This is a genomic window from Bacillus sp. A1 (assembly GCF_042296235.1).
Lineage (GTDB): Bacteria > Bacillota > Bacilli > Bacillales > Bacillaceae > Bacillus > Bacillus velezensis.
Genome location: NZ_CP141181.1, coordinates 4,051,422 through 4,077,121, shown reverse-complemented (window position 1 = coordinate 4,077,121; position 25,700 = coordinate 4,051,422). Strand labels below are relative to the sequence as shown.

The following is a 25,700-nucleotide window of genomic DNA, read 5'->3' as shown; positions in this document are numbered from 1 at the left end:
TAAACGCCTGATGTACACGATTTGAGCTCCTTATATAAATAAAATTTTCTGAATAGTCAATCGTCTTCATCATACCATATTTGTCCCATTTGTATGAATGATTGCCGCTGTCACTCAATATAGTAGCAATATGCGGAGATGATCAGAAATTTTATGAGGTGATGAGGGTGTGGAGAGCCGGGATGAAGTGGATGCTGCTCATATTAAGCAGCCAGATTGGGGCTGGGTATGCAAGCGGGCAGGAAATATGGCAGTTTTTCGGTGTCGAAAGCGGACTGGCTATTGTATTGTTTACAGTCATGTTTACGATTTCGGCTTATATTGTGTTGAAGATCAGCTATCGGGTTCAATCAACGCACTTTTTACCTGTGCTTGAGCATCTGATGGGGCCGGCTCTTGCTAAAGTCTATGATGTGCTTATTATGTTTTATTTGTTTTCAATGACGATGGTTATGATTGCCGGCGGCGGTGTGACGCTGCAAATGTACAAGCTGCCGTTTTGGCTCGGTATTTTTCTTCTTTGCATTGTGACCGTCGGTTTATTCTTTTGGGATATAAAAGGAATATTATCTCTGAATAGTATTTTGATACCGATTCTTGTAGCGGGACTGTTATATGCATTGGTCTTTTTTCAGACAACCCATCATTACACGTGGACGATAGATTTGACCCGCCAGTATAATTGGCCGGCAAGCATTACCTTCACGTCCTTAAACATCCTTTCTGTTGTCGCTGTTCTTTCTTCAATCGGGAAAGATATGAAAGGACTGGGAGAAGCGAAAATCGCAAGCGTTGCAAGCGGGCTGATTTTCGGTGTGATTTCATTTGTTTACAATGAAACGCTTGTGCAGCTTTCAGGCAGTCTTACACAATATGAGATGCCTCTTTTCGCCGTCCTTGAAGGCGCTCCTTATCCGTTATTTCTTTGTATGGCCGCCGTGCTTTTTTTAGCCATCTATACGACAACCGTGACCGGTCTGTTCGGGCTTTCCAGCCGCATGCTTGCATTTGTGAAATTGCCGAGATGGACGCTCGTATCTCTTCTTTTAGCTGTGATGGTGCCTTTTACGACAATCGGTTTTTCAGATTTGATCGCCATTTTATATCCCATTTACGGGCTTTTAAGTCTTTATTTGCTGGTATGTCTTCTTCTTTACCCTATTTTAGGGAGATGGAAAAAAGTATAATGCTCATTTTGAGTGCGGCCGTTGCTCTTATCCTGTCTTTTTTTGTACAATAAATAAAGCAGTCTATGGAGAGAGGTGAAGGGTCTTGGCGGATAAAGACTTTGGCCTGAATGATATTGTTGAAATGAAGAAACCGCATCCTTGCGGTGAAAACAGGTGGAAAATCATTCGGATGGGAATGGATATTCGGATCAAATGCACGGGTTGTTCCCACAGTGTCATGATTCCGAGAAGAGATTTTGAGAGAAAGCTGAAAAAAGTACTCGTCAAGCATGAGGAGCCTACATCATAAGGGCTGGCGCTCATGCTTTTTCATATAGAGGAGAGGAAGAGGCCCGATGAGCAAAGTGCATCAGTCAGGGTGCCCGCTGAATTGCTGGGACAGCTGCGGCTTTTTGGTGACAGTTGAGGATGGAAAGGTGACGAAAGTAGACGGAGACCCGAATCATCCCATTACGGAAGGAAAAATTTGCGGCCGGGGCAGAATGCTGGAGACGAAAACGAATGCGCCGGAACGGCTTCGTTTTCCTTTAAAAAAGAAAGACGGCGAATTTGTCCGCATTTCCTGGGAGCAGGCGTTAGATGAAATTGCTGAAAAAATGGCGGTGATTAAGGAGACGTTGGGCACTGCCGCAGTGCTGCACAGTCATGATTACGCCAATAACGGTCTTTTGAAGGCGCTCGACCAGCGTTTTTTTAATGGATACGGCGGTGTAACGGAGATTGCGGGCAGCATTTGCTGGGGTTCCGGCATTGAAGCGCAGCGCTGGGATTTCGGGCGTTCTTACGGGCATGGACCGCTTGATATTTATCACAGCAAGCATGTGATCGTATGGGGCAGAAACGTGTCCCGGACGAATATGCACCTCTATCATCATCTGCAGCAGGTGAAGAAAAAAGGAGCGACACTGACGGTCATTGATCCTATTTTTAACCCGACTGCAAAGCTTGCCGATCGGTATATATCCGTCAAACCCGGCATGGATGGCTGGCTTGCGGCGGGTGTTTTAAAAATATTATGCCAAACCGGCAGAACCGATTCCGATTTCATTCAAAGGCATTCGGTCGGTTTTGAAGAAATAGAAAAGCTTCTGAAGACGATTTCTTTTGAGGAGATCATTGAGAAAACAGAAACGTCTTTAGAAGTGCTTGAATATCTTGCTGATTTATATGCTGACGGTCCCGCCTCCACTTTTATGGGTCTTGGGATGCAGAGATATAAAAACGGGGGCGGGACGATACGGTGGATTGACGCTTTAGCTGCGGCGAGCGGAAATGTCGGTATCAAAGGCGGCGGCGCAAACTTCGGAAATGTGCAAGTCGGTGAAAGCTTTGCAAAGGCCGAGCTCACCCGTCCTGATCTGAAGAAAAGTTCGAGAACGTTTTCGATGATGACTCAAGCTGAAGAGGCGCTGAATGCAGCCGATCCGCCGATTGAGATGATCATCGTGACGTGCGGCAATCCGCTGACACAGGTGCCGAATACAAAAAAAGTGAAGGAAGCGTTTGAAAAAACACCGGTCACAGTGGCCATTGATTCGGTCATGACCGATACGGCGAAGCTCTGTGACTATGTGCTGCCGACGGCCGTTGTTTTCGAAGAGGAAGATATTTATTATTCCAGCATGTATCATCACTATGTTCAATATGGTAAGAAGCTTGCGGAACCGCAGGGAGAGGCAAAATCAGACCGCTGGATCTGGACGGAACTCGCAAAGCGTCTCGGATTCGGGGAGCTCTTTGATTACAGTACGGAAGATTTCTTGAAAATGGGGCTCTCTTCTTTGGAGAAAGAAGGAATCACCCTTGAGCAATTAAAGGAAAAAGGACATATGCCGCTTCCGGTCAAACAGGTTCCGTGGAGTGATTTTCAATTTTTAACCCCGAGCGGAAAATTTGAATTCGTCTCGTCACTGGCAGAAGAGAAAGGATACAGCGGCCTCCCTCAATTGGAGGTGCCGGAGGAGTCTGTTTATCATGACGCCGGACTGGCCGGGAAATATCCGTATACGCTGCTGTCCATTCACCCGCAGCGCTCCAATCATTCACAGCACGTGCCGTTTATTGAAAAGCTTCAGCAGATTCAGGTGGATCTGTCGCCGGATATCGCCGAGGAGCTTTCACTTCAAGACGGAGATACGGCAGAGGTATACAATGACCGCGGCCGTCTGCGCGGCAGGGTGAAAATCATGAAGCAGGCTCACCCGAAGACGGTGAATATAGATGAAGGCATGTGGGCGGCATTCGGAGGCTCCGTCAACATGCTCACAAAGGATTCAAATTCCGATAATGGAATGGGAAGTACGCTTTTTGACTGTCTGGTAGCGGTTAAAAAAGGATAATCTAAGGAGAGAGAGGGCGGGAAATGCTTTTTTCTCAGCTTGTCTTTTCCTATGAACCTCCTTATAATTGCTCTAGGTTACAATACGTTTATACGATGATGGTTTGATATAGAGGAGATGAAAGAATGGCTTTAACTGCTGGAATTGTCGGTTTGCCGAATGTCGGAAAATCGACGTTATTTAATGCAATTACCCAGGCTGGTGCCGAATCAGCCAACTACCCGTTCTGTACAATTGATCCGAACGTGGGAATCGTGGAAGTGCCGGATGAACGTCTGCAAAAGCTGACTGAATTGGTGAACCCGAAAAAAACGGTGCCGACTGCGTTTGAATTCACTGATATCGCGGGGATCGTAAAAGGCGCATCTAAAGGTGAAGGACTCGGAAATAAGTTTCTTTCTCATATCCGTCAGGTAGATGCGATCTGTCACGTTGTACGGGCATTCGCTGATGACAATATTACGCACGTGTCAGGGAAAGTCGATCCGATTGACGATATTGAAACGATCAACCTTGAATTGATTCTTGCCGACATGGAGACAGTCGAAAAACGCATCACGCGTGTAAGCAAGCTTGCTAAGCAAAAAGACAAAGAAGCGGTTTTTGAATTTGACATTCTGTCTAAATTAAAAGAAGCTTTCGAACAAGAAAAGCCTGCCCGTTCCGTTGAATTTACGGAAGAACAGCAAAAGCTTGTGAAGCAGCTTCATTTGCTTACGTCAAAACCCGTGCTTTATGTAGCAAATGTAAGCGAGGATGAAGTGGCTGATCCTTCAGATAATGAATATGTTGCGAAAATCCGGGAGTACGCCGCGGGTGAAAACGCCGAGGTTATCGTCGTCTGCGCGAAAATTGAGTCTGAAATTGCTGAATTGGAAGGCGAAGAAAAGCAAATGTTCCTTGAGGAGCTCGGCATCGAAGAGTCAGGTCTTGATCAGCTGATTAAAGCGTCATACTCTCTTCTCGGTCTTGCGACATACTTTACGGCGGGCGAACAGGAAGTGCGCGCATGGACATTCAGAAAAGGCATGAAAGCTCCTGAGTGTGCGGGTATCATCCACACTGACTTTGAACGCGGCTTTATCCGCGCTGAAACGGTTGCTTATGAAGACCTTTTGGCAGGCGGCGGAATGTCCGGAGCGAAAGAAGCCGGAAAAGTGCGTCTGGAAGGTAAGGAATATGTAGTCCAAGACGGAGATGTCATTCATTTCCGATTTAATGTATAGGACACAGTTGTAAAGGGACAAGAGCTTTGGTATAATATAAACTTGTGAGTAATAGAATTATTGCTCCTTGCCCATTATAGGGCCGCTTAGACCAAAAGGAGGTGCAAACAGATGAAAAAGTACGAAGTTATGTACATTATCCGTCCGAACATTGACGAAGAGTCAAAGAAGGCAGTTATCGAGCGTTTCAACAACGTATTGACTTCTAACGGAGCGGAGATCACTGGAACAAAAGATTGGGGTAAACGTCGTCTTGCTTACGAAATCAACGATTTCCGTGACGGTTTCTACCAAATCTTAAACGTTCAGTCTGAAGCTGCAGCGGTTGCTGAATTCGACCGTTTAGCTAAGATCAGTGACGATATCATTCGCCACATCGTTGTTAAAGAAGAAGAATAAGCAATTTGAAATATATAATGTTAAAAGGTGGTCTTTCATATGCTTAACCGAGTTGTATTAGTCGGAAGACTGACAAAAGACCCAGAGCTTCGTTATACGCCAAGCGGTGCGGCTGTCGCCACGTTTACTCTTGCTGTGAATCGTACATTCACGAACCAGTCCGGAGAACGTGAAGCCGATTTCATTAATTGTGTCACTTGGAGAAGACAAGCTGAAAACGTTGCAAACTTTCTTAAAAAAGGAAGCCTTGCCGGCGTAGACGGCCGACTCCAGACAAGAAATTATGAAAATCAGCAGGGACAGCGTGTCTTCGTGACAGAAGTCCAAGCTGAAAGTGTTCAATTTCTTGAGCCTAAAAACAGCGGCGGTTCTGGATCAGGCGGATACAACGAAGGAAACAGCGGCGGAGGCCAATACTTTGGCGGAGGCCAAAATGATAATCCGTTCGGCGGAAATCAGAACAACCAGAGACGAAATCAAGGGAACAGCTTTAATGATGATCCATTTGCCAACGACGGCAAGCCGATTGACATCTCGGATGATGATCTTCCGTTCTAATAGATTATCGCTATATTCATAACGAGAAAGGTGGGAAATGACAATGGCAGGAGGACGCAGAGGCGGTCGTGCGAAACGCCGTAAGGTTTGTTACTTCACTTCTAACGGCATTACGCACATCGATTACAAAGATGTAGATCTTCTTAGAAAGTTTGTTTCTGAGCGTGGTAAAATCTTACCTCGCCGTGTAACTGGAACAAACGCGAAATACCAACGTAAATTGACTATCGCGATCAAACGCGCACGTCAAATGGCTTTACTTCCATACGTAACTGGCGAGTAAGCCGAAAAAAGAGCAAGAGCCTGCGGGCTCCTGCTCTTTTTTTATATCAGTCCCCCTCCATCCTGCCGAAATGTTTCACATGAAACATGGAAGTGCTCCTGACACCTATCTTTGTTATCTTGCTCCTCTATTCAAAAACGCGTACTTATGCAATGAATTTGTTTATACTGAAAAACAGGGGGTGGCTGAGATGGAGACAGACAGAAATATCCTGACTGATGAAAAGTGGAGCGCAATCATACGCAATGATGCTTCTTATGACGGAGTATTTTATTATGCAGTAAAAACGACGGGGATTTTCTGCCGGCCTTCTTGTAAATCGAGAGTTCCGAATAAAGAAAACGTGCTGGTGTTTGATACGGCTGATGCAGCGCTCGAGAGACATTTTCGTCCCTGTAAAAGGTGCCGGCCGAACGGTCTTCGTCTTCCTGATGAAGAATGGATTGCTCAAATCATTGAATACATTGAACGCCATTATCACGAATCCCTGACTCTGAGTGTACTGGCCGAAATGTGTCACGGCAGCCCCTATCATTTACAGCGGACATTTAAAAAAATCAGGGGAATGTCCCCGATTGCGTATATACAGAAAATAAGATTGTCGAAGGCGGAACACCTTTTAAAGCATACTGATATGACAGTCATGGAGATCGCTCTGACTGTCGGAATTCCAAACACAGCGCATTTCGCGACCCTTTTTAAAAAGGGAACCGGGAGTTCGCCCACAGAATACAGAAAAACGGCCAAAATGGGACAGGGAGGTTCAATATGAGTAAAGAGCCTATGATCTATTGGACACTCTTCACACGGAATGATTGGAGCCTGTATACAGCCGCCACATCTAAGGGGCTTTGCTTTATAGGGTCAAATCATGGAAGCTTTGAAGAGCTTGAGCAGTGGGCAAAAAAAGCAATACCGCAATACCGATTGGCACGTAATGATGAAAAGCTGGCGTCTTACACGGCAGAGCTGTCCGAGTACATTGAAAATGGCAGATCAGCTTTTTCAGTGCCGGTGGATCTTTACGGGACAGAATTTCAGCTTGCTGTATGGAAAGCGCTTATGGACATACCGTACGGCGAGACATACTCCTATTCGGATATAGCAGAAATGATTCAGAAACCGGCGGCCGTAAGAGCCGTGGGCGCCGCGATTGGAAAAAATCCGGTATTGATTACGGTTCCGTGCCATCGCGTCATCGGGAAAAACGGGAAACTGACCGGATTCAGAGGCGGTTTAGAAATGAAAAAGCAGCTGCTGGCATTAGAGGGCGGAAACATTGAAACACTGGAATACCGGCTGAGCCGGACAGGAGGGAACACATGAAACTGATTTCTTGGAATGTAAACGGCTTGCGTGCCGTGATGAAAAAGATAGATATCAATACTTACGTTCAGGAAACGGAAGCCGATATTCTATGTCTGCAAGAAACAAAAGTACAGGACGGACAAGTATCATTACAGCCTGAAGGATATCACGCCTATTGGAACTATGCGGTGAAAAAAGGCTACTCAGGCACGGCTGTTTTTTCGAAAGAAAAGCCGCTGCACGTGTTCTATGGACTGGGGATTGACGACCATGATCAAGAAGGACGGGTGATCACGCTTGAATTTGAGCATGTGTTTGTCGTCAACTGTTATACGCCTAATGCCAAACGCGGATTAGAGCGAATTGATTACCGTCTTCAATGGGAAGCCGATTTTAAGGATTATCTGCAGAAGCTTGACCGGAAGAAGCCCGTGATATTATGCGGCGATCTGAATGTCGCACACAGGGAGATAGACTTAAAAAATCCGAAAGCCAACCGGAAGAACGCCGGTTTCTCGGATCAGGAGCGGGAAGCGTTCAGCGCCCTGCTGAACGCCGGATTTACCGACTCATTCCGCTATTTATATCCTGATCGGGAAGGCGCCTATTCCTGGTGGTCTTACAGGACGAACGCACGTGAGAAAAACATCGGCTGGCGGCTTGATTACGTTATTGTTTCAGACAGACTGAAGCAGCGGATCAGCGAAGCGGCCATTTGTGCCGATATCATGGGTTCTGACCATTGCCCTGTTGAAATGACAGTGGATTTATGATGAGATAGCAGTAAGAGAAATCCACTCTTGCTGCTTTTTTATCACCGAAAATGGAGGAGCACATGGCAAATATAAAAGAGATTGCGAAACTGGCGAATGTGTCGGTGGCCACCGTATCACGCGTATTAAACCGACACCCGTACGTATCTGAGGAGAAAAGGCGTCTTGTGAATCAAGTGATGAAGGAGCTGGATTATACCCCTAATCGAACCGCCATTGATCTGATTCGCGGAAAGACCAATACAATCGGCGTGATTTTGCCGTACAGCGACCATCCCTGCTTTGACAAAATTGTAAACGGTATCACGAAGGAAGCGTTTGCCCATGATTACGTGACAACCCTTCTCCCCACCAACTATGACCCCGCTATAGAGATGACCTATTTCGAACTGCTGAAAATGAAAAAGATTGACGGACTGATTGTCACGTCTCGCGCGAATGAATGGGAAACCGCCGTGCCTTACCTGGAATACGGTCCCATTGTCGCTTGTGAATATACACAGCATCAAGAGATTCCCTGCGCTTATAATGACAGGCAGGCAGCATACAGAGAAAGCTTTTTGTATTTGAAAAACCGCGGACATCAAGACGTTGCTTTTACATGTGTGCGGGAAGCGGAAAAAAGCCCGAGTACGGCCGACAAGGTAACCGCATATAAGGCGGTTTTCGGCTCTCTTGATGAAACCCGCATTCTGGTCGGATGCCATGATATGGACGACGGAAAGCGGGCGGGTGAGCACTTCTGGGGTTTCGACAAGGCGCCGACGGCCGTTTATGCGCACAGTGATGACGTGGCTGCCGGCTTGTACCAGTTTGCGAAAGAACAGAAATGGGACGCGGAGATCATCGGCGAGGGAAATCTGAGCGTCAGCCGGGCATTGAATATTCCATCTCTGGAACTTCATTTGGAACGGGTCGGAAAGGAAGCATTTTTGCTGTTTTTTCACGAAGAAACAGCTAAAAAACAAATTATGCATCAATTTCAGCGGAAAAAGTCTTGAGCTGAAATGGGTTTCATGCTTTATAACTAGATTGAGAAAAAAAGGAGGCGGACATATGCGAATTGAACATGCAGCGATATGGGTGAAAGATTTAGAACGGATGAAAGAGTTTTATGAGACATACTTCGGCGCCAAGGCCAATGACCTTTATCATAATGAGAAAAAAGATTTCAAATCGTATTTTCTGACATTTGACTCCGGAAGCAGGCTGGAACTTATGAAAAAAGGCGGCATTGATGAAGCTCCGTCACAGAATATGACCGGATGGGCGCATCTCGCATTTTCTACAGGCAGCAAGGAGCGGGTGAATGAATTGACGGAGACGTTTAAAAACGACGGATTTCAGGTTGTAAGCGGCCCGCGCGTAACGGGTGACGGATATTATGAGAGTGTGATAGAGGATTGGGAAGGCAATTTGATAGAAATCACAGTGTAACAGTGCGGGGGAACCCGCACTGTTTTTTTGATTAAATTTGCTGAGCATTTGTTTTCGGGCCGAAGAGGATTAACAAAACGGAACATAGAAGCCAGCAGCCACCGATGAACAAAAAGACGCTGATGTAGCCGAGCTTAACGGCAATAAATCCGACGAGCAGGGAGCCGAATATGTTGGAAAAACGGCCGAGCCCGTACGCCAGCCCGCTCCCGGCCGAGCGATATTCCGTAGGATACGGCTCCGAAGTATAGGCGTATAAGTTTGAGGTGAAGATCCGTTCCGTGACGTTAACGACAAATCCAAACACAATAATCATGACGGGAATAAACGTCATGCCGTATAACAGTCCGGCAATGGCAGTCAGAAAAGCGCTTGCGGCCAGAATCCATTTCCTTTGGAACGTCTCGGATATCATGGAACCGAGCAATGCGCCAAGCGGCGCGCCGACAGAGTGAAGCACATTGTACCACAGCGTTTTTTCCATGGTGATGCCGTTGCTTTTCAGCAGGCTGGGCACCCATGAAGCAAAGCCGTAAAAGCCAAAGGTTTCAAGAATCCATACCGCTGACAGGATGATGGTGATCTTTAAATTCCTGCCCTGAAACAGCCCTAAGTAGCCTGCGTGCTTCACTGTATGTACTTCAGCCGCCTCTTTTGGCGCGGGAAGCGGGCCTTTTTCTTTCTCTATACGTGCTTCAAGACGGTTCATAATGGTGTTTGCCTGATTATATGCGCCCCGATTTTCGTGCCAGCGCGGCGATTCCTCAAGCCGGCGGATAAAAAAGAAATAAATGAGACCGGCCGCCCCCCATACGAATACGAGCCGCCACCCCCATGAGCCTAAAGGAATGACAAAAGCGGAAACAACGTTTGTGACGGGAACGCCGATCAGTCCGATCATGGCGCAAAAGGAGATGTATTTTCCCCGTACGGAGGATGGAAAAAATTCCGCCAAATAGCTGTTCGTCACAATCATGGCGGCCGCGACGCCGAGCCCGGTCAAGAAGCGGAAAATCATTAAGGACGGAATGTCCCATGCCAGCGCATTCAGAAAAGATGAGATCGAAAAGACAAGGACAAAACAATTCAGCGCTTTTTTCCTGCCGATCCGATCGGACAGCCTTCCGCCGATGGACGCGCCTAAAAACATGCCCAGGAAGGATGCGGCCGTAATGTCGGCAATGGTGGACAGCTTCACGCCCCAATGCTCAATCAGCGCCGGAGCCACGTTGCTGAGCGTAAACAGATCAGCGAGATCGAAAAAATAGATGATTCCGAGAGCGGTTAATACTTGATAGTGCACACGCGAAATGGGGAGACGGTCTAATCGGTTCGCTACATTTGAGAATGTCTGATGTTTCATAAAAAACCCCCTGACTTTGCAATTGTAATCAGAAAATACTGTAAATTTATCTGACGAATACATTATAAAGGTCTTTTTTTGGCAAAAACAGAGTGTAAATAACCAGAGCCAAAGGAAACGGCATAGCGCTTTCTTCTTAAAATATATAACATTTCCTATATCTGTTTCTGTTTATATTGTAAAATGTTGAAGGAAAGGAAGTTGATGCATAAATATGAATACGTTTGTACGGCCCGCAGAGGGAAGAAATAGTGTATCGAGATATCTTCTTTCTCTGTTGGTCATTGTGGGTTTGTTCTTTTTTGGAAGCATACTGACCGTGTTTTATATGTTTCTCACGTCCGCTTTCAACCCTTCACTGACGATAAATTGGGATGAGGCGGCATTAAGTGACCCGCTGGCGGATATTTATTTACAGCATATCGTCTATTTCATAGCGATTCCGGGCATTTGGATAGCGGTTCGTTTCATTATGAAGCGGCGGTTTTTATCCATCATCACACCGAATCAGTCGCTGAACTGGAAGAGAATTTTCTTTGGATTCGGCACATATGTTGTGTTGATGTTTGTCGCGGGGCTGATTGATTTTACAATTCATCCGGATCGTTTCATGCTTCAGGAATTCCATGCTTCACGTTTTCTGCTGCTGTTAGCGGCGGCCGTCTTGTTGGTGCCGATTCAAACCTCTGCGGAGGAATTTCTCTTTCGCGGTTTTCTGCTTCAGTTCGCCGGAAAATTGACGGCAAACGCGGTGGTTCTGACAGTCATTATCGGCGGATTATTCGGCGCACTTCATTTCGGAAATCCGGAGATGGAAAATGGAGCTCTCTGGGCGGGAATCGGATATGTCACCATTGGCATGATCTGGACCTTTATCACGATTAAAACGGGCAGTCTGGAGATGTCCCTTGGCGGTCACGCTGCCAATAATATGTTTTTATTTATCTTTCTCACAGAGGATCATTCGGTGTATGGCGGCATTCCGTCGATATTTACAACAGCAGCCGGCGGCTATGAAATATATGATTGCATATCGACTCTGGTGATCAATATCATCTTTGCATGGCTCGCGTTCCGTTTTGTGAAAAAAGAAAAGCAGCAGGCCGCCTAGGCTCTGCTGCTGATTTGTAAGGTGTTCATTGCTTCATCAATATCTGTCGTCGGCCTCCGGCAGGCGAAATTCTCGCAAATGTAGACCGTTGTCTTCCCATCGATTATTTGATAATCCGCGGCAAAGTCAGAAATGCCGGCAAGCTCTTCCGGATGTTCTGCGGCGAGAATCGTATAGGCGGGAGTGAAATGCTCCTGAAGCGCCTCAATGAAACGTTTTCTGTCCGGGTCATCTTTCCTTCCGAAAACAACGATTTCTTTTTGGGGCATTGTATGTGCCAGTACGCTTTGCATGAAGAAAGCGTTGCTGCTCGGATAGGCCTCTATTTCCCGTTTGAACACGGAAAACATCGCTTCGGCTTTTTCAATCAGTGATATGTCACCCGTCAAGCGGCCGAGACGAAGCAGCTGTACGGCAGCCGCGCTGTTTCCGGAAGGCACTGCCCCGTCATAAACCTCTTTTTCCCTGACAAGAAGGGTTTCGGCATCATTCCCCGTAAAGAAGAAGCCTCCGTGCCGTTCATCCCAGAACAGCTCCAGCATGCTTGTACATAACGTTTTCGCTTTCTGCAGATAAGACGGATGAAAACCCGCTTCATACAGTTCAAGGTAAGCCCAGATGAGAAAAGCGTAATCATCGATAAACCCTTTGTTTTTCACTTCGCCCTCGCGATAGCGGACCATGACGCGCCCGTCCGGCATGAGGTGCCGTTCGAGAAAGCGGATCGCTGTTTCCGCCATGCTGAGAAAGTCAGGCTCGTGAAATACCTTTGCGGCCTTTGCCAGCCCGGCAATCATGAGCGCGTTCCATGAGGTCAGCACTTTGTCATCTGTATGCGGATAGCTTCTGTTTTCACGGGCCTCCAGCAATTTTGTTCTTGCCTCTTCAAGGCGTTCGGCCAGCTCATGTTCTGTGAGGCCGGTCTCTTCTAGGATGGCCTCACGCCGCGTGAAAATGAGGTGCGGGATGTTTTCGCCTTCAAAATTGCCTTGGTCTGTGATGTTATACACCTTGCAGTAAAGCGGGCCGAGTTCATCACCGAGAAGGTTCATGATTTCTTTTTTGGACCATATGTAATATTTCCCCTCACGGCCTTCGGTATCAGCGTCTAAAGCTGAGAAAAAGCTGCCGTCTTCATGCATCATTTCCCGCTGAATAAACGTTACGATCTGCATCGCAATCTGTTTGTAGCGCTCATTACCCGTGACTTGGTAGGCTTCTGTATATGCGGTCAGGAGAAGGGCGTTGTCATACAGCATTTTCTCAAAATGCGGCACGAGCCATTCATTATCAGTCGAGTAGCGGGCGAATCCGAACCCGATGTGGTCAAAAATCCCGCCGTTCGCCATGCCGTCGAGTGTCTTGGTTACACCGGCCAAAGCCTGTTCCTTGCCCGTATAGCTGTAGTAGCGAAGCAGAAACATGAGCATATGCGGCATCGGAAATTTCGGAGCCTGGCCGAACCCGCCGTACACCGTATCAAACCCGCCGGCCAGCTGGCGATACGTGTCATGAACCGCCTGTTCGCCAAGCATGCCCTCAGCCGGGTGAACCTTAACTTCAAGATGAGCGGCGGCGTTTTCGGCGATATCCTCGACATGCTGCCGGTCATTCGCAAACGTTTCGGACAGATGTTCAAGCACATCGATAAAGCCCGGACGGTTATATTTGCTCGTCTTCGGAAAATACGTCCCCGCATAAAACGGCTTTTGATCTGGTGTGACGAACACGTTCAGCGGCCACCCGCCCTGCCCCGTCATCAGCTGGCAGATTCTCATATACACGGAATCCACATCAGGCCGCTCTTCACGATCAACCTTGATGGCTATGAATTTATCGTTTAGAATACGGGCGATCTCTTCGTCCTCAAAGGACTCGTGAGCCATTACGTGGCACCAGTGACACGTCGAATAACCGATGCTGACCAGAACCGGCTTGTTTTCGCGTTTCGCTTTTTCAAAGGCTTCTTCTCCCCAAGGGTGCCAGTTTACGGGATTATGGGCGTGTTGGAGCAGATAGGGGGACTTCTCCGTGATTAGACTGTTGGGTTTACTATTGTTTGGCATGGGCTCACCTGCTTTCTCTTATTATTTGTACGTTTAACATACCACAATCCTCTAAAAAAATTCATACACTCAACTTTGTGAACCACACCCAAGTCATTAAAAAGGAGAACTGCTTATGACTCTATTTTCAGGGTTAAACTTCATCTACCTTATTGCTTTTTAGATAAGAAATAAGGATTTAAAATCTTTATCACTTTATTTACTGTTAGATAAGTGAAACACACCCCGGCGACTGTAACCATCCCGCCTGTCAGTGCAATAAACGCAGGTACTTCACCTAACCACACCCAAGAAATGGCCAAGGCTACGGCTGGTGTTAAATAAAGTGAAATGGCTGCTTCTGAAACACCGACGAGTGAAGTTACATATGCAAGTGCAAAGTAAGGCACAACCGTTGGTAATAAACCTAAGTAAACGATAGACAATGTTGAGTTCATTGAAGCGTTCAAAAACTCTTCCCCTAAGCCAGGCAGAAATACAAGCATAGGCATTGTCCCGCCCCAAATAGTGAATGTAACGAATGGAATAAATCCATATTTTTTTATATAGCGGGCTTGAAAAACGAAATAAATACTCTCCGAAAAAGCTGCCAGCAGGATTAACAAAATGCCGTTCACTGAATTTGTATAGTTTCCTGCCCCAAATGTAATGATCGACACACCTAATAAACTTATGATAGAGCCGATCCATTTATAAAGCCCAAACTGTTCACCAAAAAACAGACGAGATAACATTGCAGAAAAAATAGGTGTCATGGTCACGAGTAAGCTTGCTACCCCTGCGCTGACGGTTTTTTCTCCGATATTCAGCAAAATGTGATATAGTGCAAAACCTAAAAATCCTAAAGATAAAATAGCAGGGATATCCTTCATGTCAGGTAAACGCATATGAGTCAAAACAGCAAAAACCACCAGTGCCATTGACCCAATCAACAAGCGAAACAAAGCGAGGTGTTCCGGCGTGTAACTCTCCAAACCCGCGCGAATTCCCGGGAAAGCTGATGCCCACAACCCAATCATCAGACTGTAAGATATACCGATTCGAACTGTTTTCTTTCGCATCTTTCTCACTCCTCTTTACAAAAACCAACCAGTTATTTAATGTGTTTCTATATTAATAAAGATTTGATGATATGACTTCAACCAGTTAAATAGATTTTGACCCAACCACTTTAAGGAGGATACTTTTTATGAGCGCTCCAGAAGAAAAAAAGATGAAAAAGCTTCCTAAGTACATACAAATCATTCAATTTATAAAAGAGAAAATAGGAAATGGAGAATGGCCGATTGGAAGTAAGATTCCAAGCCAGCGCACGCTTGCCAAACACTTTGAGGTGAACAGGAGCACAGTCATTACAGCTTTAGAGGAATTGACGGCGGATGGATTAATCGAAGGCAGAATGGGCAAAGGGACAGTTGTTACGAACAATACATGGACACTTTTGGCTAAGAATTCCGCCCCCGATTGGGATCAGTATGTAACCTCCGGAATCCAGCAGCCAAGCCAAAAAATTGTTCAAGAGATCAATAAATCAGAATCAAATTCCGATCTTATACAGCTCAGTAAAGGAGAACTTTCACATGAGATTTTTCCTTTAGCTGCTATGAAAAAGATGATGGGAAAGGTATCTCAAAACATAGAGGCATTCGGGTATGAGGAACCAAAAGGATATTTGCCTTTGAGAGAGGCATTAAGCGGCTATTTAAGAACAATCGGCATTCAAGCTTCATCTTCTTCCATTCTTATTGTTTCGGGCGCACTGCAGGCCTTGCAGCTGATATCAATGGGGCTTTTGCAAAGGGGATCGACCGTTTATCTTGACCAGCCGTCCTATCTTTATTCATTACACGTATTTCAATCAGCCGGTATGAAGCTGACTGGAGTTCCTATGGATAATGATGGACTTTTGCCGGAACATATCCACATGGCAAGGGGGGAACGGGGGAGGGCTATTTTATATACAAATCCTTGTTTTCATAATCCGACAGGTATTTTAATGTCAAAAAAGAGGCGAGAAGAAATCCTTGCGGCAAGTGAGAATGCACAGCTTCCCATTATTGAAGATGATATTTATCGTGAGTTATGGATAGATGAAATTCCTCCAGATCCTATTAAAACAATAGATAAAAATGGACATGTGCTTTACATAGGAAGTTTATCTAAGACATTAAGCCCCGGCTTAAGAATTGGATGGATCGTCGGGCCGGAACCAGTGATTGAACGTTTATCCGACATAAAAATGCAAACAGATTACGGCTCCAGTTCGTTATCCCAGAGAGTAGCGGCAGAGTGGTTTACATCCGGTGAATACCAGCAGCATCTAGAACAGGTGAGAAGTCAATTAAAGGTGAGAAGACAATTGGTCATGAGTCTCTTAGAAACCAATTTGAAGAATGTCGCTACATGGAATATGCCGAAGGGAGGATTCTTTGTCTGGGTAAAAATATTGCCTTCACTATCTATGAAATTACTTTATACAAAAGCTTTGACAAAAGGGATACTTCTCAATCTCGGCAGTATCTATGCTCAAGAAAAAGGGAACTATATTCGCTTATCATATGCTTATGCATCTCTTGAAGACCTTCAAAAGGGAATTTATGAATTGGGTTTGATGATTAAGGAATTGGCAAGCAGATAAATATATAATGATTACTTTAATAGAAAGAGACATGCTATCAATGACAAGAATCGGCTTGTTTTCGCGTTTCGCTTTTTCAAATGCTTCTTCTCCCCACGGGTGCCAGTTTACGGGGGTGTGGGCGTGTTGGAGTAAATGGAGACATCTCATCGATTAATCTATTGGGTTTGTTGTTAATTGGCATGGGCTCACCTGCTTTCATGATCCTGGGAAGTTTTCGAGATAAAAAGAGAAAACTCCGGTGATCAAATTCGATTAAGTTAAATGGCGAATTGTTCGCTGACTACGGTTGGGGTACTGGTTTAAAAATAATGAGGAGAACTTGATATTCAAAGAACCGTAAGAGAAAGATTATCTTTAAAACCGTCACTAGCAGAAGTCTTCAAAATTATTTAAGTTAATATGCCAGTTATTGAGATTTGTTTTAAATATGTATTTGAAGGTCAATTTTCTTTATAGTGACTAAGAAATACACTACTTTATAACTGCAATGTATCAATGAAATATTTCCTAAAAAAACTTTGATTTTTAATTGTAGATTGATATAATAGTTTTGTTATTCTTGGCCAAGGATGAGAATATTTTCAAATCTTCAAAAAGTGGTGTTAGCAATTAAAAAACCTCATATTTTATTATTTATATTAATCTTTACATTAGGTTTTTTTGCGTGCTTTTTATTCATTTTTAAGCATATAGAGAGAAATGGAACAGAAAAAATTAATCATAACCGTGTACAAGAAGTACCGTGGGGGGTGAAAAAAATCAATGCTGCTTCAATATGGACTTCAAGAGAGAAACAGAAAGTGAAAGTTGCTATATTAGACAGTGGTATTGATAAAGAGCATAAAGATTTAAAAGGGAAAGTTAAAGGAGAATTTAATCCAATAAACATGACTTTAACCTCAGATGATGATGTGGGGCATGGAACTGCTATTGCAGGCATTATAGCAGCTAAAGATAATAGTTTTGGATTAGTTGGAATTGCTCCAGACACTGAAATATATTCAGTTAAAGTACTAAATTCAAAAGGAAAAGGTTCATTAGATAACCTTGTTAAAGCTATAGAGTGGTGTATTGATAATAATATTCAGGTAATAAATTTGAGTTTTGGATTATCCAAAGATAAACCGTTGTTAAGAGGTGCAATTGATAAAGCAGTAAACAGTGGGATCATAATCGTTGCGGCCGCAGGTAACAATTATGGCGGAGATGTTGATTATCCAGCAGCTTATGAAAAAGTTCTCTCTATTAATGCTGTAGATAGAAATAATAAAATAGCTAACTTTTCACCTAAAGGAAAGATTGACTTTTCTGCACCTGGTGTAGATATACCGATACTATCCCTCAATAATGGATATAAAACTGAAAGTGGTACATCTTTAGCAGCTGCACATGTTACCGGTGTAATATCATTAATTTTACAAAATAGAGATAAATTCGGAATTAATTCAAAAGAGGATATTTATAATCAGGTTAACCATGTATTGTCCAAATTGTCCATCGATCTTGGAAAGAAAGGAAGAGATGAAATTTATGGAAAAGGTTTTTTATCTTTTAAGTAAAGGGGTTAATTTGAATGAAATGTTTTAAAAAGAGTATTGCAGTTATTTTAAGCCTAGTATTAACTTTCACTTTTATTTTACATAATGAATCAAAAGCTGAGGCTTTAAACAATAAGGATTACCAAATTGTAACAAACGATGAAGAGAAATTAGTAATCACAGCGGAAAAAGGCGGAGTTAAAGGTTTAATGACTTTAGATAAAGAAAATATGAAACTTTCATTAATAACCGATGAAATTTCGCAGAAGACTGGTGAAAAAGGTAAAGAATATAAAGTTAATATTGAAAATGCTACAAATGAGAAGATAGAAGCAACTTTTACTGATACGGAAACAAATAAAAAATATGAGATTAATTCAGATGAGGTAACAGCTTCTTTTGTTTGGTTTATACCTATAGGAATAGTTATTGGAGAGGCACTTTTAGCGCATTTAATTTCAATTGGATTAGCTGTGACTATTTCAGGAGTGACTTATGTTGCCTATTCTGAGTTTAAGAAGCGTAAAAGAACCTATTCTCATTATATGGCAGTAAGAAAGTCTAAAGGATTATTTATCGGTAATGGTTTGAAAAGACCTGCTGCAATTGCACGCCTTAAAAGGGGTGATGACACTTGGTCTACGTCGAAGAACAATGCCAAATCTATTGCTAAAGCCGCAAGTCCGATTAAAAAAATAGTTGGTCCGGAGATAGATAAAAAGGGTAAAGGTAAACATTATCATTATCACTCGATCTCTAGGTATAAACATGGAAAAGGTGTCCGTATGAAAGCTCATGCTTTCTATGGTGCAGCAAGATAATATAGATTAATTTATAAACATCTAACTTTAAAGTAATTAAAAGATAGGAGAAGGAGGTAACTATGTTAATTATTGATCACAACCCAAAGGATCAGCTGTATTCAGAGTTAATTGATTTGGCTTTCGAAATTTGCGACGAATTTCATTTAGTTTTAAGAAAAGATATGGGATCTTTAAAATCATTCGATCCTCTGTTAAAAAAACTTGAAAGTTCGTTGAAAGTAATGAAAGAGCAATCAGAATGGGCCAGTACTATTCTAGGAGACAATCAAAAAGCAAAAGTTTATTACTATTATACAGATGAAAACGCAAAAAACATTCTGAAAGAATCCGCAAATTCTTTATATGCTTGGGAGCAGCCACATTTACCAGAAGACTTGTCTTTTTTCAAAGATGGAAAGGAGTGGTTGGTAACATGCTCTCATGAAGAAGAAAGTTATATCGATACTGAAGATGATAAAGAAATACAAAGAATATTGAGTATACCAGGATTAAAAGTGCATTTTGAAAAATGGGATTAAAATCATTCAACTTTTTATAAAAGAGTTGCATGGTTTTTAGTGAATAATAATATATATAAGTAAGGAAACCGTATAGAATGGTTTCCTTACTTATTAAACTAACATTATTCAATTGGGATTTTTCTTGTTTATTTCTTGACTAATACATATTGTTTATCTTCCAAATAGAATATATGACTAAGGTGATTTATATCTTTAAACTTTATATGTTTTCCAAATTGTAAAGTATTTAAATTGATAACTATATCCATACTTTCATCTTTATCTTCATCTTCATATCCATCTAAGCAGGAATATATTTCAACTGATTCACCTTTTGACAAGTGTTTTTCGATGAAAAGAAAAAGTGATTTAATAGATTTACGTTGGCCAGGTGTATTGTTGGCGTGTAAGTACCCTTGTAATTCATATATATAAGGATGTGTGAATTTGTTTCTGACTGCTTCATATTCAGGATCTAAATGAACAATATCAATTCCGTATGCATCTTCCTCTGTGTCATAAACCTTTACAAGTGAATTTTCGCTGTTCTTTCGATTTTTTTTAAATTGAGAGCGTTTGTTGACATCAATTCCTTTTATTTCTAGTTCGGAAATGGGCTTAAGTGTAGGATTCCTGCCATACTCACCAATAGGAAGTTCTTTGTCAGCCCCAATAAAATGATGTAAAGTCAATCTATTTCCTCCTTTATTTTATACAACTAAAATACTCAATCTGACTTTGGATAATGAGATCTTTTTTGTTGTGTCTAACTATGATACTCCGTGTTTGCTTGCCTCATCAAGGCTTGATAATGTTTGGAGGCTGAAGATGGATGATGTGACTGATTTTTAGGCACAAGTTTTTCTTTAGGGAAAGAGGAACCGAATTGAATTAATTTAATTGTTATATTGCCGACGCATACTCCATCAATGTCCATTTAGATTGTATGTTTACAGCTGCAGCTTTTTCTTCGACTATTTCTAACGTTCTTTCAAGTTGATTATATATGTATCCGGAAAATTAAGTATACCGTTTGACCAATTCCAGCGTTATGAAGATTTCGTTGCCAGAATACCAACAATTGAAGAAAAATTGAAGCAGAATAGCATTAAATCTACTCTGCCGGATGCAGCGCCAACAAATCTGCATTGGGTTCTTCCTCAATATGTAACAGAAGCAGTGGAGGAATTTTTAAATCATTTGTCTTTATTATCTGAAGACCTTATTAATGGTGATACCTTACTGCACGCTCCGGTATGGGAACTATGCTGGGATTGTGTTCAAGCAGAAGAGGGTCTTCGTACCAATGTACCTGGATTCTATGTTGCCGGAGATGCCATTGGATGGGCACGCGGAATTATTCAAGCAGCGACTACTGGAATCGTTATTGCAAGAGATATTCTTAATGGTAAAAAACCTTGCGATAAGGAGCTGACATCTACTGTCTAAAAGGAGGACTAACAGTGGAAAAAACAGAGCACCCAAGAGTGGGAGTCGGAGCATTTATTCTGAATGAGGAACAGGAATTACTATTAGTTTTACGAAAGAAGGACCCCGAAGCTAATCATTGGAGTATACCCGGCGGTAAAGTTGAGTGGATGGAAAAGGCAGAAGATACAGTTATCCGTGAAATAAAAGAGGAAGTAGGGGTCACTATTCAGGTTGATTCTTTACTTTGTGTCACAAACCATATTTTACATGATGAGGAGACTCATTGGGTATGTCCGACGTATCAATGCAGTATTCAAACTGGGACTGTAAGAAACTGCGAGTTAAATGCAATAATTGATGTTGGCTGGTTTTCTCTTCAAAATTTGCCTGATCCCTTAACGTTAACTACTAAAAATGCTTTAGAGAGTTATCTTAATAAATTTGAAAGTCAGAGAAAATAAAAATGCATACAATTTTATTCGATTTAGATGGAACCTTGGTAAATAGTGAATGGTTGGCAAAAGAGGCTTATAATCATGGAATTGAAACAGTATTAAAGAGAAAATTAACGAATGAAGAGAGAGAGTCTCTTGTCGGTAAGCCTATTGCGGTTTTTTTGAGAAGATTTCCAAACGAGGCAGAGCAAATACGTTCCTCGATATTGCAGTATTTCGAAAATAAAATCCATCAAATCAGACCGTATCCGGGTGTTATCTCTTTGCTGGAAAGTTTAAGTGAAAGAGGATATGGTTTGGGGATTGTGACCTCACAATTGAAAAAATTTGCTTATGGCGAGTTAATCAATAATAAATTAGATGGGTTTTTTAAAGTCGTTCTCACGGCTGAAGATTGTGATGAGTACAAACCGAGTCCTAAGCCATTACTAACAGCGATAAATCACTTACATGCAGATATAAGCGATTGTTTATATATTGGAGATCAAATGACAGATATTGAGGCAGCTCATGCTGCTGATATGAAAAGTGCGGGCGCATTATGGGGAGAGGGGAATCTTACACACTTATCTGCAGCTTCACCGACATACTTTGTAAAAGAACCCCATCAACTTCTTCGGATTCTGCAAGACAAAAACTATTCCGCTGCTTTTTAACATTCTCACATTAAAGGATTCAGGATAAAAAAGCCGCCGACAAAGCGGCTTTTCTTAAGTTAAGATGCCAAATATAAAAAAAAGGCTAACCTCTGCTCTCCTTGTTTTATTCAAACTTCAATCTGTATGGTTATGTCTTTCCTAGAGGCACATAGGCTTGGTTTTTGAAGAGTAAATCTTTTTTGTTTTCGGTTGATCATATGTAAAAGCGATTATTTTAATCGCTTTTTGATACTTCAAAACATGCTAAGCTTTGACCTCTTTATCAGTAAGCACTCTTAAAGCATCTCTCACTTTTAAGGCGAAGTTGACAGGTTTATCAATCGATTCGAAATGAATATACATCAGTCTCGGTTTATCAAACAGCCAGTGATTGTGAAGTGACGTTACAGTCAGATCATGTTTCCGAAGGACGCTGATAAATGGATTGATTTCTTTTTGCAGAATTACAGTTTCTCCGCTGCAAAGAGCACGGCCGTCTTTTGTCATTGATTCAAATGAAAACATTTGCGGAATGAGCAAAAATGATCTTCCGGGCCGTCCCAGCACTACTGGTTTTATATTCGTTCGGGATCTCATTACTGTACAAATTCCATTTTCAAACGTATGCATGGTTCCGCCTAGAATATCGTTGAATTCGTCACAAAGACCAAGCCGTTCAATCATTTCCCCGTCAGTTTTTGGTACCGCACGCACAGTTTTAGTAGTCAGAACTCTCAGGGCCTCTCTCACTTTTCTTGCAAAATTGAGAGGTTTATCAATTGATTCAAAATGCATAAACATCAGACGCGGTTTATCAAACAGCCAATGGTTATGAACGGCAGTTACGATGATACCGAATTTGCGCAGCTCACTCATTAACGGGTTCACTTCTTCTTGCAGTAAAACAGTCTCACCTAAACATAAAGCTCTGCCTTCCCGATCCATGCTTTCAAATGAAAAGGCCTGAGGAATAAAAGGAAATGCCTCGGCTCTTCTTCCGAGTACCACCGGATGAATGTTGCTTCGAAATCTTGTCGCCGTACATACGCCATTTACGACACTGGGCGTTGAATTGAGAATTCTAGCAAATTCTTTGCAGAGCCGTGATGGCTCCATACTCGTTTCTTCCACTTCATATCTCCTCCTGGAATCTATTTATAACGTACTTAGTATTAAAGATATGTGAAGATAGAAAGAATGTAACGCGTCAGCAGTCCATATTAGAGAGAATCAGCCTTTCTTGCATAATTCAGGATTTCATTCCCTTTTTATAATCTCTTTAACTGTTAATTTTTAATAGATTAAAAGCTTTTGATCGGACTATTTAAGAAATGAAAACACTATAAATTGGTAGTTTTATCCTGGGTTTGATTTTTTTAAGGCGTTCAGGCTAAGAAAAAAAGCCTTTATACAAGGCTTTCGGTAAATAATTCATACAGCCGTTTGGCTGCTCATTCAGTGACAGCTCACAGCTCTTTTGTCATCAAGACATGCGGGATGCCGTCTTCCATAAATTCCGGTGAATCTGTCTGATAGCCTAGTTTGTGATAAAAGCCTTCCGCATGTGTTTGTCCATGCAGTTTACATTGGGTGATGCCTTTTTCTTTTACCATGTTTTCTAATTCGCTTATGATGACTTTGCCCAACCCGTATTTGCGGTAAGGCTTCAGGATGCAGATTCGTTCGAGCTTGCCTGTATGGTTTACGATGCGGACGCGTCCTGTGCCGGCAGGCTGATTTTCATGATAAACCAAGACATGCCCGCACTGATCCTCAAGCGTATCGAACTGGTCAAATTCATCGGATTCAGGTACTTGCTGTTCCTCAATGAATACTGCTTTTCTAATCTCAAGCGCTGCTTGTAAATCAATTTCCGTTGTTATCCTTTTTATCTGCATGATCAACCAATCCTTTTCACATGTTAGTCTGGACTGCACGGCTTGCTTGTGTTCTTATAGAAGTAACGATAAAACAATTATATTGCAAATGCAACAAAAACATGAAGGGTTTGAAAAAGATATGACTGATATTTTGCGGGAAATCGGCATGATCGCACGGGCATTGGATTCCATCAGCAATATTGAATTTAAGGAATTAGACTTAACAAAAGGGCAGTATCTCTATCTTGTGCGTATATGTGAAAACCCGGGAGTGATACAGGAAAAAGTGGCGGAAATGATTAAAGTTGACCGAACAACAGCGGCGAGGGCAATCAAAAAATTGGAAATACAAGGGTTTATTGAAAAGCGTCCTGATGATCAAAATAAAAAAATAAAAAAACTGTTCCCGACTGAAAAAGGGAGAAAGGTTTATCCGTTATTGCAAAGAGAAGGAGAGCATTCTGCGGAGGTAGCCCTGTCCGGCTTTACATCTGAGGAAAAAGAAACCATTTTCAGCCTTCTTCAGCGGGTGAGAAAAAATATAGAACATGATTGGGAATATGTGAAGAAGGGGAATAAAAGAGATTATTGATGGTTATTAATTCCTTTTGGTGAATGATTAAAGTCATAAATGGATACGTTATCTGTGAAATCTCCTTCCTCGGTTCCTGCTTCAACATAGCCGATAGGCTTATTTTTAACGAAAAGTATCAATTATGGTATATTTAAATAAGAAAAAATAATTGAAGCGGGGAATGATATGAGTACAATCGAAAAACAAAGACGTAAGAAATTCAGAGTGAAATCAATCGTACGGGCCATCATGGTCATCATCGGCGGAATTATTGCCGCGTATGGACTGGAAACCGTATTGATTCCGAATAGTGTATCTGACGGCGGTGTAACCGGACTCAGCATTGTCGGTTCACAGCTGTTTCATTTGCCTCTTGGGATCTTAATTGCGGTGATCAATATACCGTTTGTCTGGTTAGGATATAAGCAAATCGGGAAAGGTTTTGCGTTTCTATCAATTATCGGTATTGTCTCACTTGCCGCGGGCACGAGCTTTTTCCACCACACGCCGGCTATCATCGAGGGAGACACCCTGTTAATCACCGTTGTCGGCGGGATTATTCTCGGCTTTGGAATGGGATTGGCATTGCGCAACGGCGGCGCCTTAGATGGAATTGATATGCTGGCTGTGCTTCTGTCACGGAAATTGCCGTTTGGCACGAGCGACCTCATTTTATTTTTAAACATGTTTGTGTTTATTTTTGTTTCTTTTGTATTCGGGCTGCAAGGCGCATTGCTTTCCGTCATTGCTTACTACATTGCATCTAAGGTGATTCATGTGGTTGAGGAAGGCTTAAGCGGTTCTAAAACATTTCAGATTATCACCAATGAGCCTGCATTAATGGTAGAGACCATTCGTGAGGAATTAGGCCGGAGCGCCACTTATAAAGAAGCATACGGCGGTTTTTCTCATGAAAAATTCAAAGAAATCACATGTGTCATCAACCGTTTGGAAGAAACCAAACTGAAGGAAATTATTAATGACATTGATAAACAAGCCTTTGTGACGGTATATGATGTCGCAGAAGTAAAAGGCAGTAATTTCAGAAAAGTCCATAATCATTAAGTAGAGAGCTGCCGTTAACCGGCAGCTTTTTTTAAAAAAGGAGAAAAAACTTGCAAAAAAAGAATGGCGGCTGTATATTGTTGATATATCAAACATTGACT

28 protein-coding genes and 1 pseudogene are annotated in these 25,700 nt (G+C 42.6%); 22 read left to right on the top strand and 7 right to left on the bottom strand.

Annotated features, from left to right (window positions below; translation table 11 throughout):
• The first annotated feature begins 161 nt into the window (after positions 1 to 161).
• The 12 genes from U2H13_RS20105 (at position 162) to U2H13_RS20050 (ending at position 9,513) form a co-directional block, all read left to right on the top strand.
• Positions 162 to 1,187 carry a hypothetical protein gene (locus tag U2H13_RS20105; protein WP_089072478.1) on the top strand — a complete coding sequence of 342 codons (1,026 nt, stop codon included), beginning with the start codon at positions 162 to 164 and terminating at the stop codon, positions 1,185 to 1,187.
• An 85-nt stretch (positions 1,188 to 1,272) separates the two neighbouring features.
• The gene (locus U2H13_RS20100) at positions 1,273 to 1,479 is read left to right on the top strand and encodes a DUF951 domain-containing protein (RefSeq protein ID WP_004392973.1); all 207 of its coding nucleotides are present in this window, start codon (positions 1,273 to 1,275) and stop codon (positions 1,477 to 1,479) included.
• A gap of 46 nt (positions 1,480 to 1,525) precedes the next feature.
• Complete coding sequence (locus U2H13_RS20095; RefSeq protein WP_121984318.1) at positions 1,526 to 3,529, top strand: molybdopterin-dependent oxidoreductase; 2,004 nt, start codon at positions 1,526 to 1,528, stop codon at positions 3,527 to 3,529.
• Positions 3,530 to 3,654: 125 nt separating this feature from the next.
• Complete coding sequence (ychF, locus tag U2H13_RS20090; RefSeq protein WP_004392975.1) at positions 3,655 to 4,755, top strand: redox-regulated ATPase YchF; 1,101 nt, start codon at positions 3,655 to 3,657, stop codon at positions 4,753 to 4,755.
• A 111-nt stretch (positions 4,756 to 4,866) separates the two neighbouring features.
• On the top strand, positions 4,867 to 5,154 hold the full coding sequence (gene rpsF, locus U2H13_RS20085) for a 30S ribosomal protein S6 (protein WP_004392977.1): 288 nt from the start codon (positions 4,867 to 4,869) through the stop codon (positions 5,152 to 5,154).
• A gap of 39 nt (positions 5,155 to 5,193) precedes the next feature.
• A complete protein-coding gene (gene ssbA / locus U2H13_RS20080) occupies positions 5,194 to 5,712 on the top strand; it encodes a single-stranded DNA-binding protein SsbA (protein WP_004392979.1) in 519 nt (172 codons plus the stop codon).
• A 43-nt stretch (positions 5,713 to 5,755) separates the two neighbouring features.
• Complete coding sequence (gene rpsR, locus U2H13_RS20075) at positions 5,756 to 5,995, top strand: 30S ribosomal protein S18 (RefSeq protein WP_004392983.1); 240 nt, start codon at positions 5,756 to 5,758, stop codon at positions 5,993 to 5,995.
• 190 nt (positions 5,996 to 6,185) lie between these two features.
• The gene (locus tag U2H13_RS20070) at positions 6,186 to 6,767 is read left to right on the top strand and encodes a bifunctional transcriptional activator/DNA repair enzyme AdaA (RefSeq protein ID WP_017418438.1); all 582 of its coding nucleotides are present in this window, start codon (positions 6,186 to 6,188) and stop codon (positions 6,765 to 6,767) included.
• Positions 6,764 to 7,321, top strand: a complete 558-nt coding sequence (locus U2H13_RS20065; RefSeq protein WP_017418439.1) for a methylated-DNA--[protein]-cysteine S-methyltransferase — start codon at positions 6,764 to 6,766, stop codon at positions 7,319 to 7,321. The genes U2H13_RS20070 and U2H13_RS20065 overlap by 4 nt, the downstream gene beginning before the upstream one ends.
• Positions 7,318 to 8,076 carry an exodeoxyribonuclease III gene (xth, locus tag U2H13_RS20060; RefSeq protein ID WP_025650115.1) on the top strand — a complete coding sequence of 253 codons (759 nt, stop codon included), beginning with the start codon at positions 7,318 to 7,320 and terminating at the stop codon, positions 8,074 to 8,076. The genes U2H13_RS20065 and xth overlap by 4 nt, the downstream gene beginning before the upstream one ends.
• Before the next feature lie 62 nt (positions 8,077 to 8,138).
• Positions 8,139 to 9,077, top strand: a complete 939-nt coding sequence (locus U2H13_RS20055) for a LacI family DNA-binding transcriptional regulator (protein ID WP_025650114.1) — start codon at positions 8,139 to 8,141, stop codon at positions 9,075 to 9,077.
• 55 nt (positions 9,078 to 9,132) lie between these two features.
• On the top strand, positions 9,133 to 9,513 hold the full coding sequence (locus tag U2H13_RS20050) for a VOC family protein (protein WP_094296144.1): 381 nt from the start codon (positions 9,133 to 9,135) through the stop codon (positions 9,511 to 9,513).
• Between the two features lie 31 nt (positions 9,514 to 9,544).
• On the opposite strand, the gene U2H13_RS20045 is transcribed toward U2H13_RS20050, so the two are convergent.
• Entirely contained in the window at positions 9,545 to 10,876 is a 1,332-nt protein-coding gene (locus U2H13_RS20045; protein WP_094296145.1) for an MFS transporter, read from the bottom strand.
• Between the two features lie 214 nt (positions 10,877 to 11,090).
• Here U2H13_RS20045 and U2H13_RS20040 point away from each other — a divergent pair, with 214 nt between their 5' ends.
• On the top strand, positions 11,091 to 11,987 hold the full coding sequence (locus U2H13_RS20040; protein WP_017418443.1) for a CPBP family intramembrane glutamic endopeptidase: 897 nt from the start codon (positions 11,091 to 11,093) through the stop codon (positions 11,985 to 11,987).
• Here U2H13_RS20040 and U2H13_RS20035 read toward each other — a convergent pair.
• Together U2H13_RS20035 and U2H13_RS20030 are read right to left on the bottom strand one after the other, a co-directional pair.
• The gene (locus U2H13_RS20035) at positions 11,984 to 14,053 is read right to left on the bottom strand and encodes a thioredoxin domain-containing protein (RefSeq protein ID WP_022554055.1); all 2,070 of its coding nucleotides are present in this window, start codon (positions 14,051 to 14,053) and stop codon (positions 11,984 to 11,986) included. The two genes, U2H13_RS20040 and U2H13_RS20035, sit on opposite strands and share 4 nt — an antisense overlap.
• Before the next feature lie 149 nt (positions 14,054 to 14,202).
• Entirely contained in the window at positions 14,203 to 15,114 is a 912-nt protein-coding gene (locus U2H13_RS20030) for a DMT family transporter (protein ID WP_376700609.1), read from the bottom strand.
• A 128-nt stretch (positions 15,115 to 15,242) separates the two neighbouring features.
• Here U2H13_RS20030 and U2H13_RS20025 point away from each other — a divergent pair, with 128 nt between their 5' ends.
• A complete protein-coding gene (locus tag U2H13_RS20025) occupies positions 15,243 to 16,691 on the top strand; it encodes a PLP-dependent aminotransferase family protein (protein WP_014419376.1) in 1,449 nt (482 codons plus the stop codon).
• Positions 16,692 to 16,733: 42 nt separating this feature from the next.
• On the opposite strand, the pseudogene U2H13_RS20020 reads toward U2H13_RS20025, so the two are convergent.
• Positions 16,734 to 16,875, bottom strand: a pseudogene (locus U2H13_RS20020) (DUF255 domain-containing protein); the annotation flags it as partial.
• Between the two features lie 568 nt (positions 16,876 to 17,443).
• On the opposite strand from U2H13_RS20020, the gene U2H13_RS20015 reads away from it, so the two are divergent.
• From U2H13_RS20015 to U2H13_RS20005, 3 genes are all read left to right on the top strand, one after another.
• Positions 17,444 to 18,253, top strand: coding sequence for a S8 family peptidase (locus U2H13_RS20015; protein WP_224988719.1), 810 nt, complete (start codon positions 17,444 to 17,446; stop codon positions 18,251 to 18,253).
• Between the two features lie 14 nt (positions 18,254 to 18,267).
• A complete protein-coding gene (locus U2H13_RS20010; protein ID WP_014419374.1) occupies positions 18,268 to 19,053 on the top strand; it encodes an SAR2788 family putative toxin in 786 nt (261 codons plus the stop codon).
• Positions 19,054 to 19,115: 62 nt separating this feature from the next.
• On the top strand, positions 19,116 to 19,574 hold the full coding sequence (locus U2H13_RS20005; RefSeq protein ID WP_014419373.1) for a hypothetical protein: 459 nt from the start codon (positions 19,116 to 19,118) through the stop codon (positions 19,572 to 19,574).
• 128 nt (positions 19,575 to 19,702) lie between these two features.
• Here the strand turns inward: U2H13_RS20005 and U2H13_RS20000 are convergent, their stop codons facing one another.
• Positions 19,703 to 20,248, bottom strand: coding sequence for a hypothetical protein (locus U2H13_RS20000; protein WP_215522482.1), 546 nt, complete (start codon positions 20,246 to 20,248; stop codon positions 19,703 to 19,705).
• A 304-nt stretch (positions 20,249 to 20,552) separates the two neighbouring features.
• Here U2H13_RS20000 and U2H13_RS19995 point away from each other — a divergent pair, with 304 nt between their 5' ends.
• The 3 genes from U2H13_RS19995 to U2H13_RS19985 are packed head-to-tail and all read left to right on the top strand — an operon-like array spanning position 20,553 to position 22,098.
• The gene (locus U2H13_RS19995) at positions 20,553 to 21,005 is read left to right on the top strand and encodes a hypothetical protein (RefSeq protein WP_215522480.1); all 453 of its coding nucleotides are present in this window, start codon (positions 20,553 to 20,555) and stop codon (positions 21,003 to 21,005) included.
• Between the two features lie 14 nt (positions 21,006 to 21,019).
• Positions 21,020 to 21,448, top strand: coding sequence for an NUDIX domain-containing protein (locus U2H13_RS19990; RefSeq protein WP_014419370.1), 429 nt, complete (start codon positions 21,020 to 21,022; stop codon positions 21,446 to 21,448).
• 2 nt (positions 21,449 to 21,450) lie between these two features.
• Positions 21,451 to 22,098: an HAD family hydrolase gene (locus U2H13_RS19985; protein WP_014419369.1), complete on the top strand. Its 648-nt coding sequence runs from the start codon at positions 21,451 to 21,453 to the stop codon at positions 22,096 to 22,098.
• 246 nt (positions 22,099 to 22,344) lie between these two features.
• On the opposite strand, the gene U2H13_RS19980 is transcribed toward U2H13_RS19985, so the two are convergent.
• Together U2H13_RS19980 and U2H13_RS19975 are read right to left on the bottom strand one after the other, a co-directional pair.
• Positions 22,345 to 23,211 (bottom strand): DUF1259 domain-containing protein, encoded by an 867-nt coding sequence (locus U2H13_RS19980; protein WP_029973039.1) that lies wholly within the window; start codon positions 23,209 to 23,211, stop codon positions 22,345 to 22,347.
• A 335-nt stretch (positions 23,212 to 23,546) separates the two neighbouring features.
• Entirely contained in the window at positions 23,547 to 23,978 is a 432-nt protein-coding gene (locus tag U2H13_RS19975; RefSeq protein WP_061861715.1) for a GNAT family N-acetyltransferase, read from the bottom strand.
• A gap of 121 nt (positions 23,979 to 24,099) precedes the next feature.
• On the opposite strand from U2H13_RS19975, the gene U2H13_RS19970 reads away from it, so the two are divergent.
• Together U2H13_RS19970 and U2H13_RS19965 are read left to right on the top strand one after the other, a co-directional pair.
• Positions 24,100 to 24,552 carry a MarR family winged helix-turn-helix transcriptional regulator gene (locus U2H13_RS19970; protein WP_007615031.1) on the top strand — a complete coding sequence of 151 codons (453 nt, stop codon included), beginning with the start codon at positions 24,100 to 24,102 and terminating at the stop codon, positions 24,550 to 24,552.
• A 168-nt stretch (positions 24,553 to 24,720) separates the two neighbouring features.
• The gene (locus tag U2H13_RS19965) at positions 24,721 to 25,599 is read left to right on the top strand and encodes a YitT family protein (protein ID WP_015418633.1); all 879 of its coding nucleotides are present in this window, start codon (positions 24,721 to 24,723) and stop codon (positions 25,597 to 25,599) included.
• Positions 25,600 to 25,700 lie beyond the last annotated feature (101 nt).

Excerpts from the sequence above, each read along its gene's own strand:
- U2H13_RS20055 (WP_025650114.1), top strand. The coding sequence starts at position 8,139 with ATGGCAAATATAAAAGAGATTGCGAAACTGGCGAATGTGTCGGTGGCC.
- ychF (WP_004392975.1), top strand. The coding sequence starts at position 3,655 with ATGGCTTTAACTGCTGGAATTGTCGGTTTGCCGAATGTCGGAAAATCG.
- U2H13_RS20030 (WP_376700609.1), bottom strand. The coding sequence starts at position 15,114 with ATGCGAAAGAAAACAGTTCGAATCGGTATATCTTACAGTCTGATGATT.
- ssbA (WP_004392979.1), top strand. The coding sequence starts at position 5,194 with ATGCTTAACCGAGTTGTATTAGTCGGAAGACTGACAAAAGACCCAGAG.
- U2H13_RS19965 (WP_015418633.1), top strand. The coding sequence starts at position 24,721 with ATGAGTACAATCGAAAAACAAAGACGTAAGAAATTCAGAGTGAAATCA.
- U2H13_RS20035 (WP_022554055.1), bottom strand. The coding sequence starts at position 14,053 with ATGCCAAACAATAGTAAACCCAACAGTCTAATCACGGAGAAGTCCCCC.
- xth (WP_025650115.1), top strand. The coding sequence starts at position 7,318 with ATGAAACTGATTTCTTGGAATGTAAACGGCTTGCGTGCCGTGATGAAA.
- U2H13_RS20070 (WP_017418438.1), top strand. The coding sequence starts at position 6,186 with ATGGAGACAGACAGAAATATCCTGACTGATGAAAAGTGGAGCGCAATC.
- U2H13_RS19985 (WP_014419369.1), top strand. The coding sequence starts at position 21,451 with ATGCATACAATTTTATTCGATTTAGATGGAACCTTGGTAAATAGTGAA.
- U2H13_RS19970 (WP_007615031.1), top strand. The coding sequence starts at position 24,100 with ATGACTGATATTTTGCGGGAAATCGGCATGATCGCACGGGCATTGGAT.
- U2H13_RS20065 (WP_017418439.1), top strand. The coding sequence starts at position 6,764 with ATGAGTAAAGAGCCTATGATCTATTGGACACTCTTCACACGGAATGAT.
- U2H13_RS20025 (WP_014419376.1), top strand. The coding sequence starts at position 15,243 with ATGAGCGCTCCAGAAGAAAAAAAGATGAAAAAGCTTCCTAAGTACATA.
- U2H13_RS20045 (WP_094296145.1), bottom strand. The coding sequence starts at position 10,876 with ATGAAACATCAGACATTCTCAAATGTAGCGAACCGATTAGACCGTCTC.
- U2H13_RS20010 (WP_014419374.1), top strand. The coding sequence starts at position 18,268 with ATGAAATGTTTTAAAAAGAGTATTGCAGTTATTTTAAGCCTAGTATTA.
- U2H13_RS20005 (WP_014419373.1), top strand. The coding sequence starts at position 19,116 with ATGTTAATTATTGATCACAACCCAAAGGATCAGCTGTATTCAGAGTTA.
- U2H13_RS20105 (WP_089072478.1), top strand. The coding sequence starts at position 162 with ATGAGGGTGTGGAGAGCCGGGATGAAGTGGATGCTGCTCATATTAAGC.
- rpsR (WP_004392983.1), top strand. The coding sequence starts at position 5,756 with ATGGCAGGAGGACGCAGAGGCGGTCGTGCGAAACGCCGTAAGGTTTGT.
- rpsF (WP_004392977.1), top strand. The coding sequence starts at position 4,867 with ATGAAAAAGTACGAAGTTATGTACATTATCCGTCCGAACATTGACGAA.
- U2H13_RS20040 (WP_017418443.1), top strand. The coding sequence starts at position 11,091 with ATGAATACGTTTGTACGGCCCGCAGAGGGAAGAAATAGTGTATCGAGA.
- U2H13_RS19975 (WP_061861715.1), bottom strand. The coding sequence starts at position 23,978 with ATGCAGATAAAAAGGATAACAACGGAAATTGATTTACAAGCAGCGCTT.
- U2H13_RS20095 (WP_121984318.1), top strand. The coding sequence starts at position 1,526 with ATGAGCAAAGTGCATCAGTCAGGGTGCCCGCTGAATTGCTGGGACAGC.
- U2H13_RS20050 (WP_094296144.1), top strand. The coding sequence starts at position 9,133 with ATGCGAATTGAACATGCAGCGATATGGGTGAAAGATTTAGAACGGATG.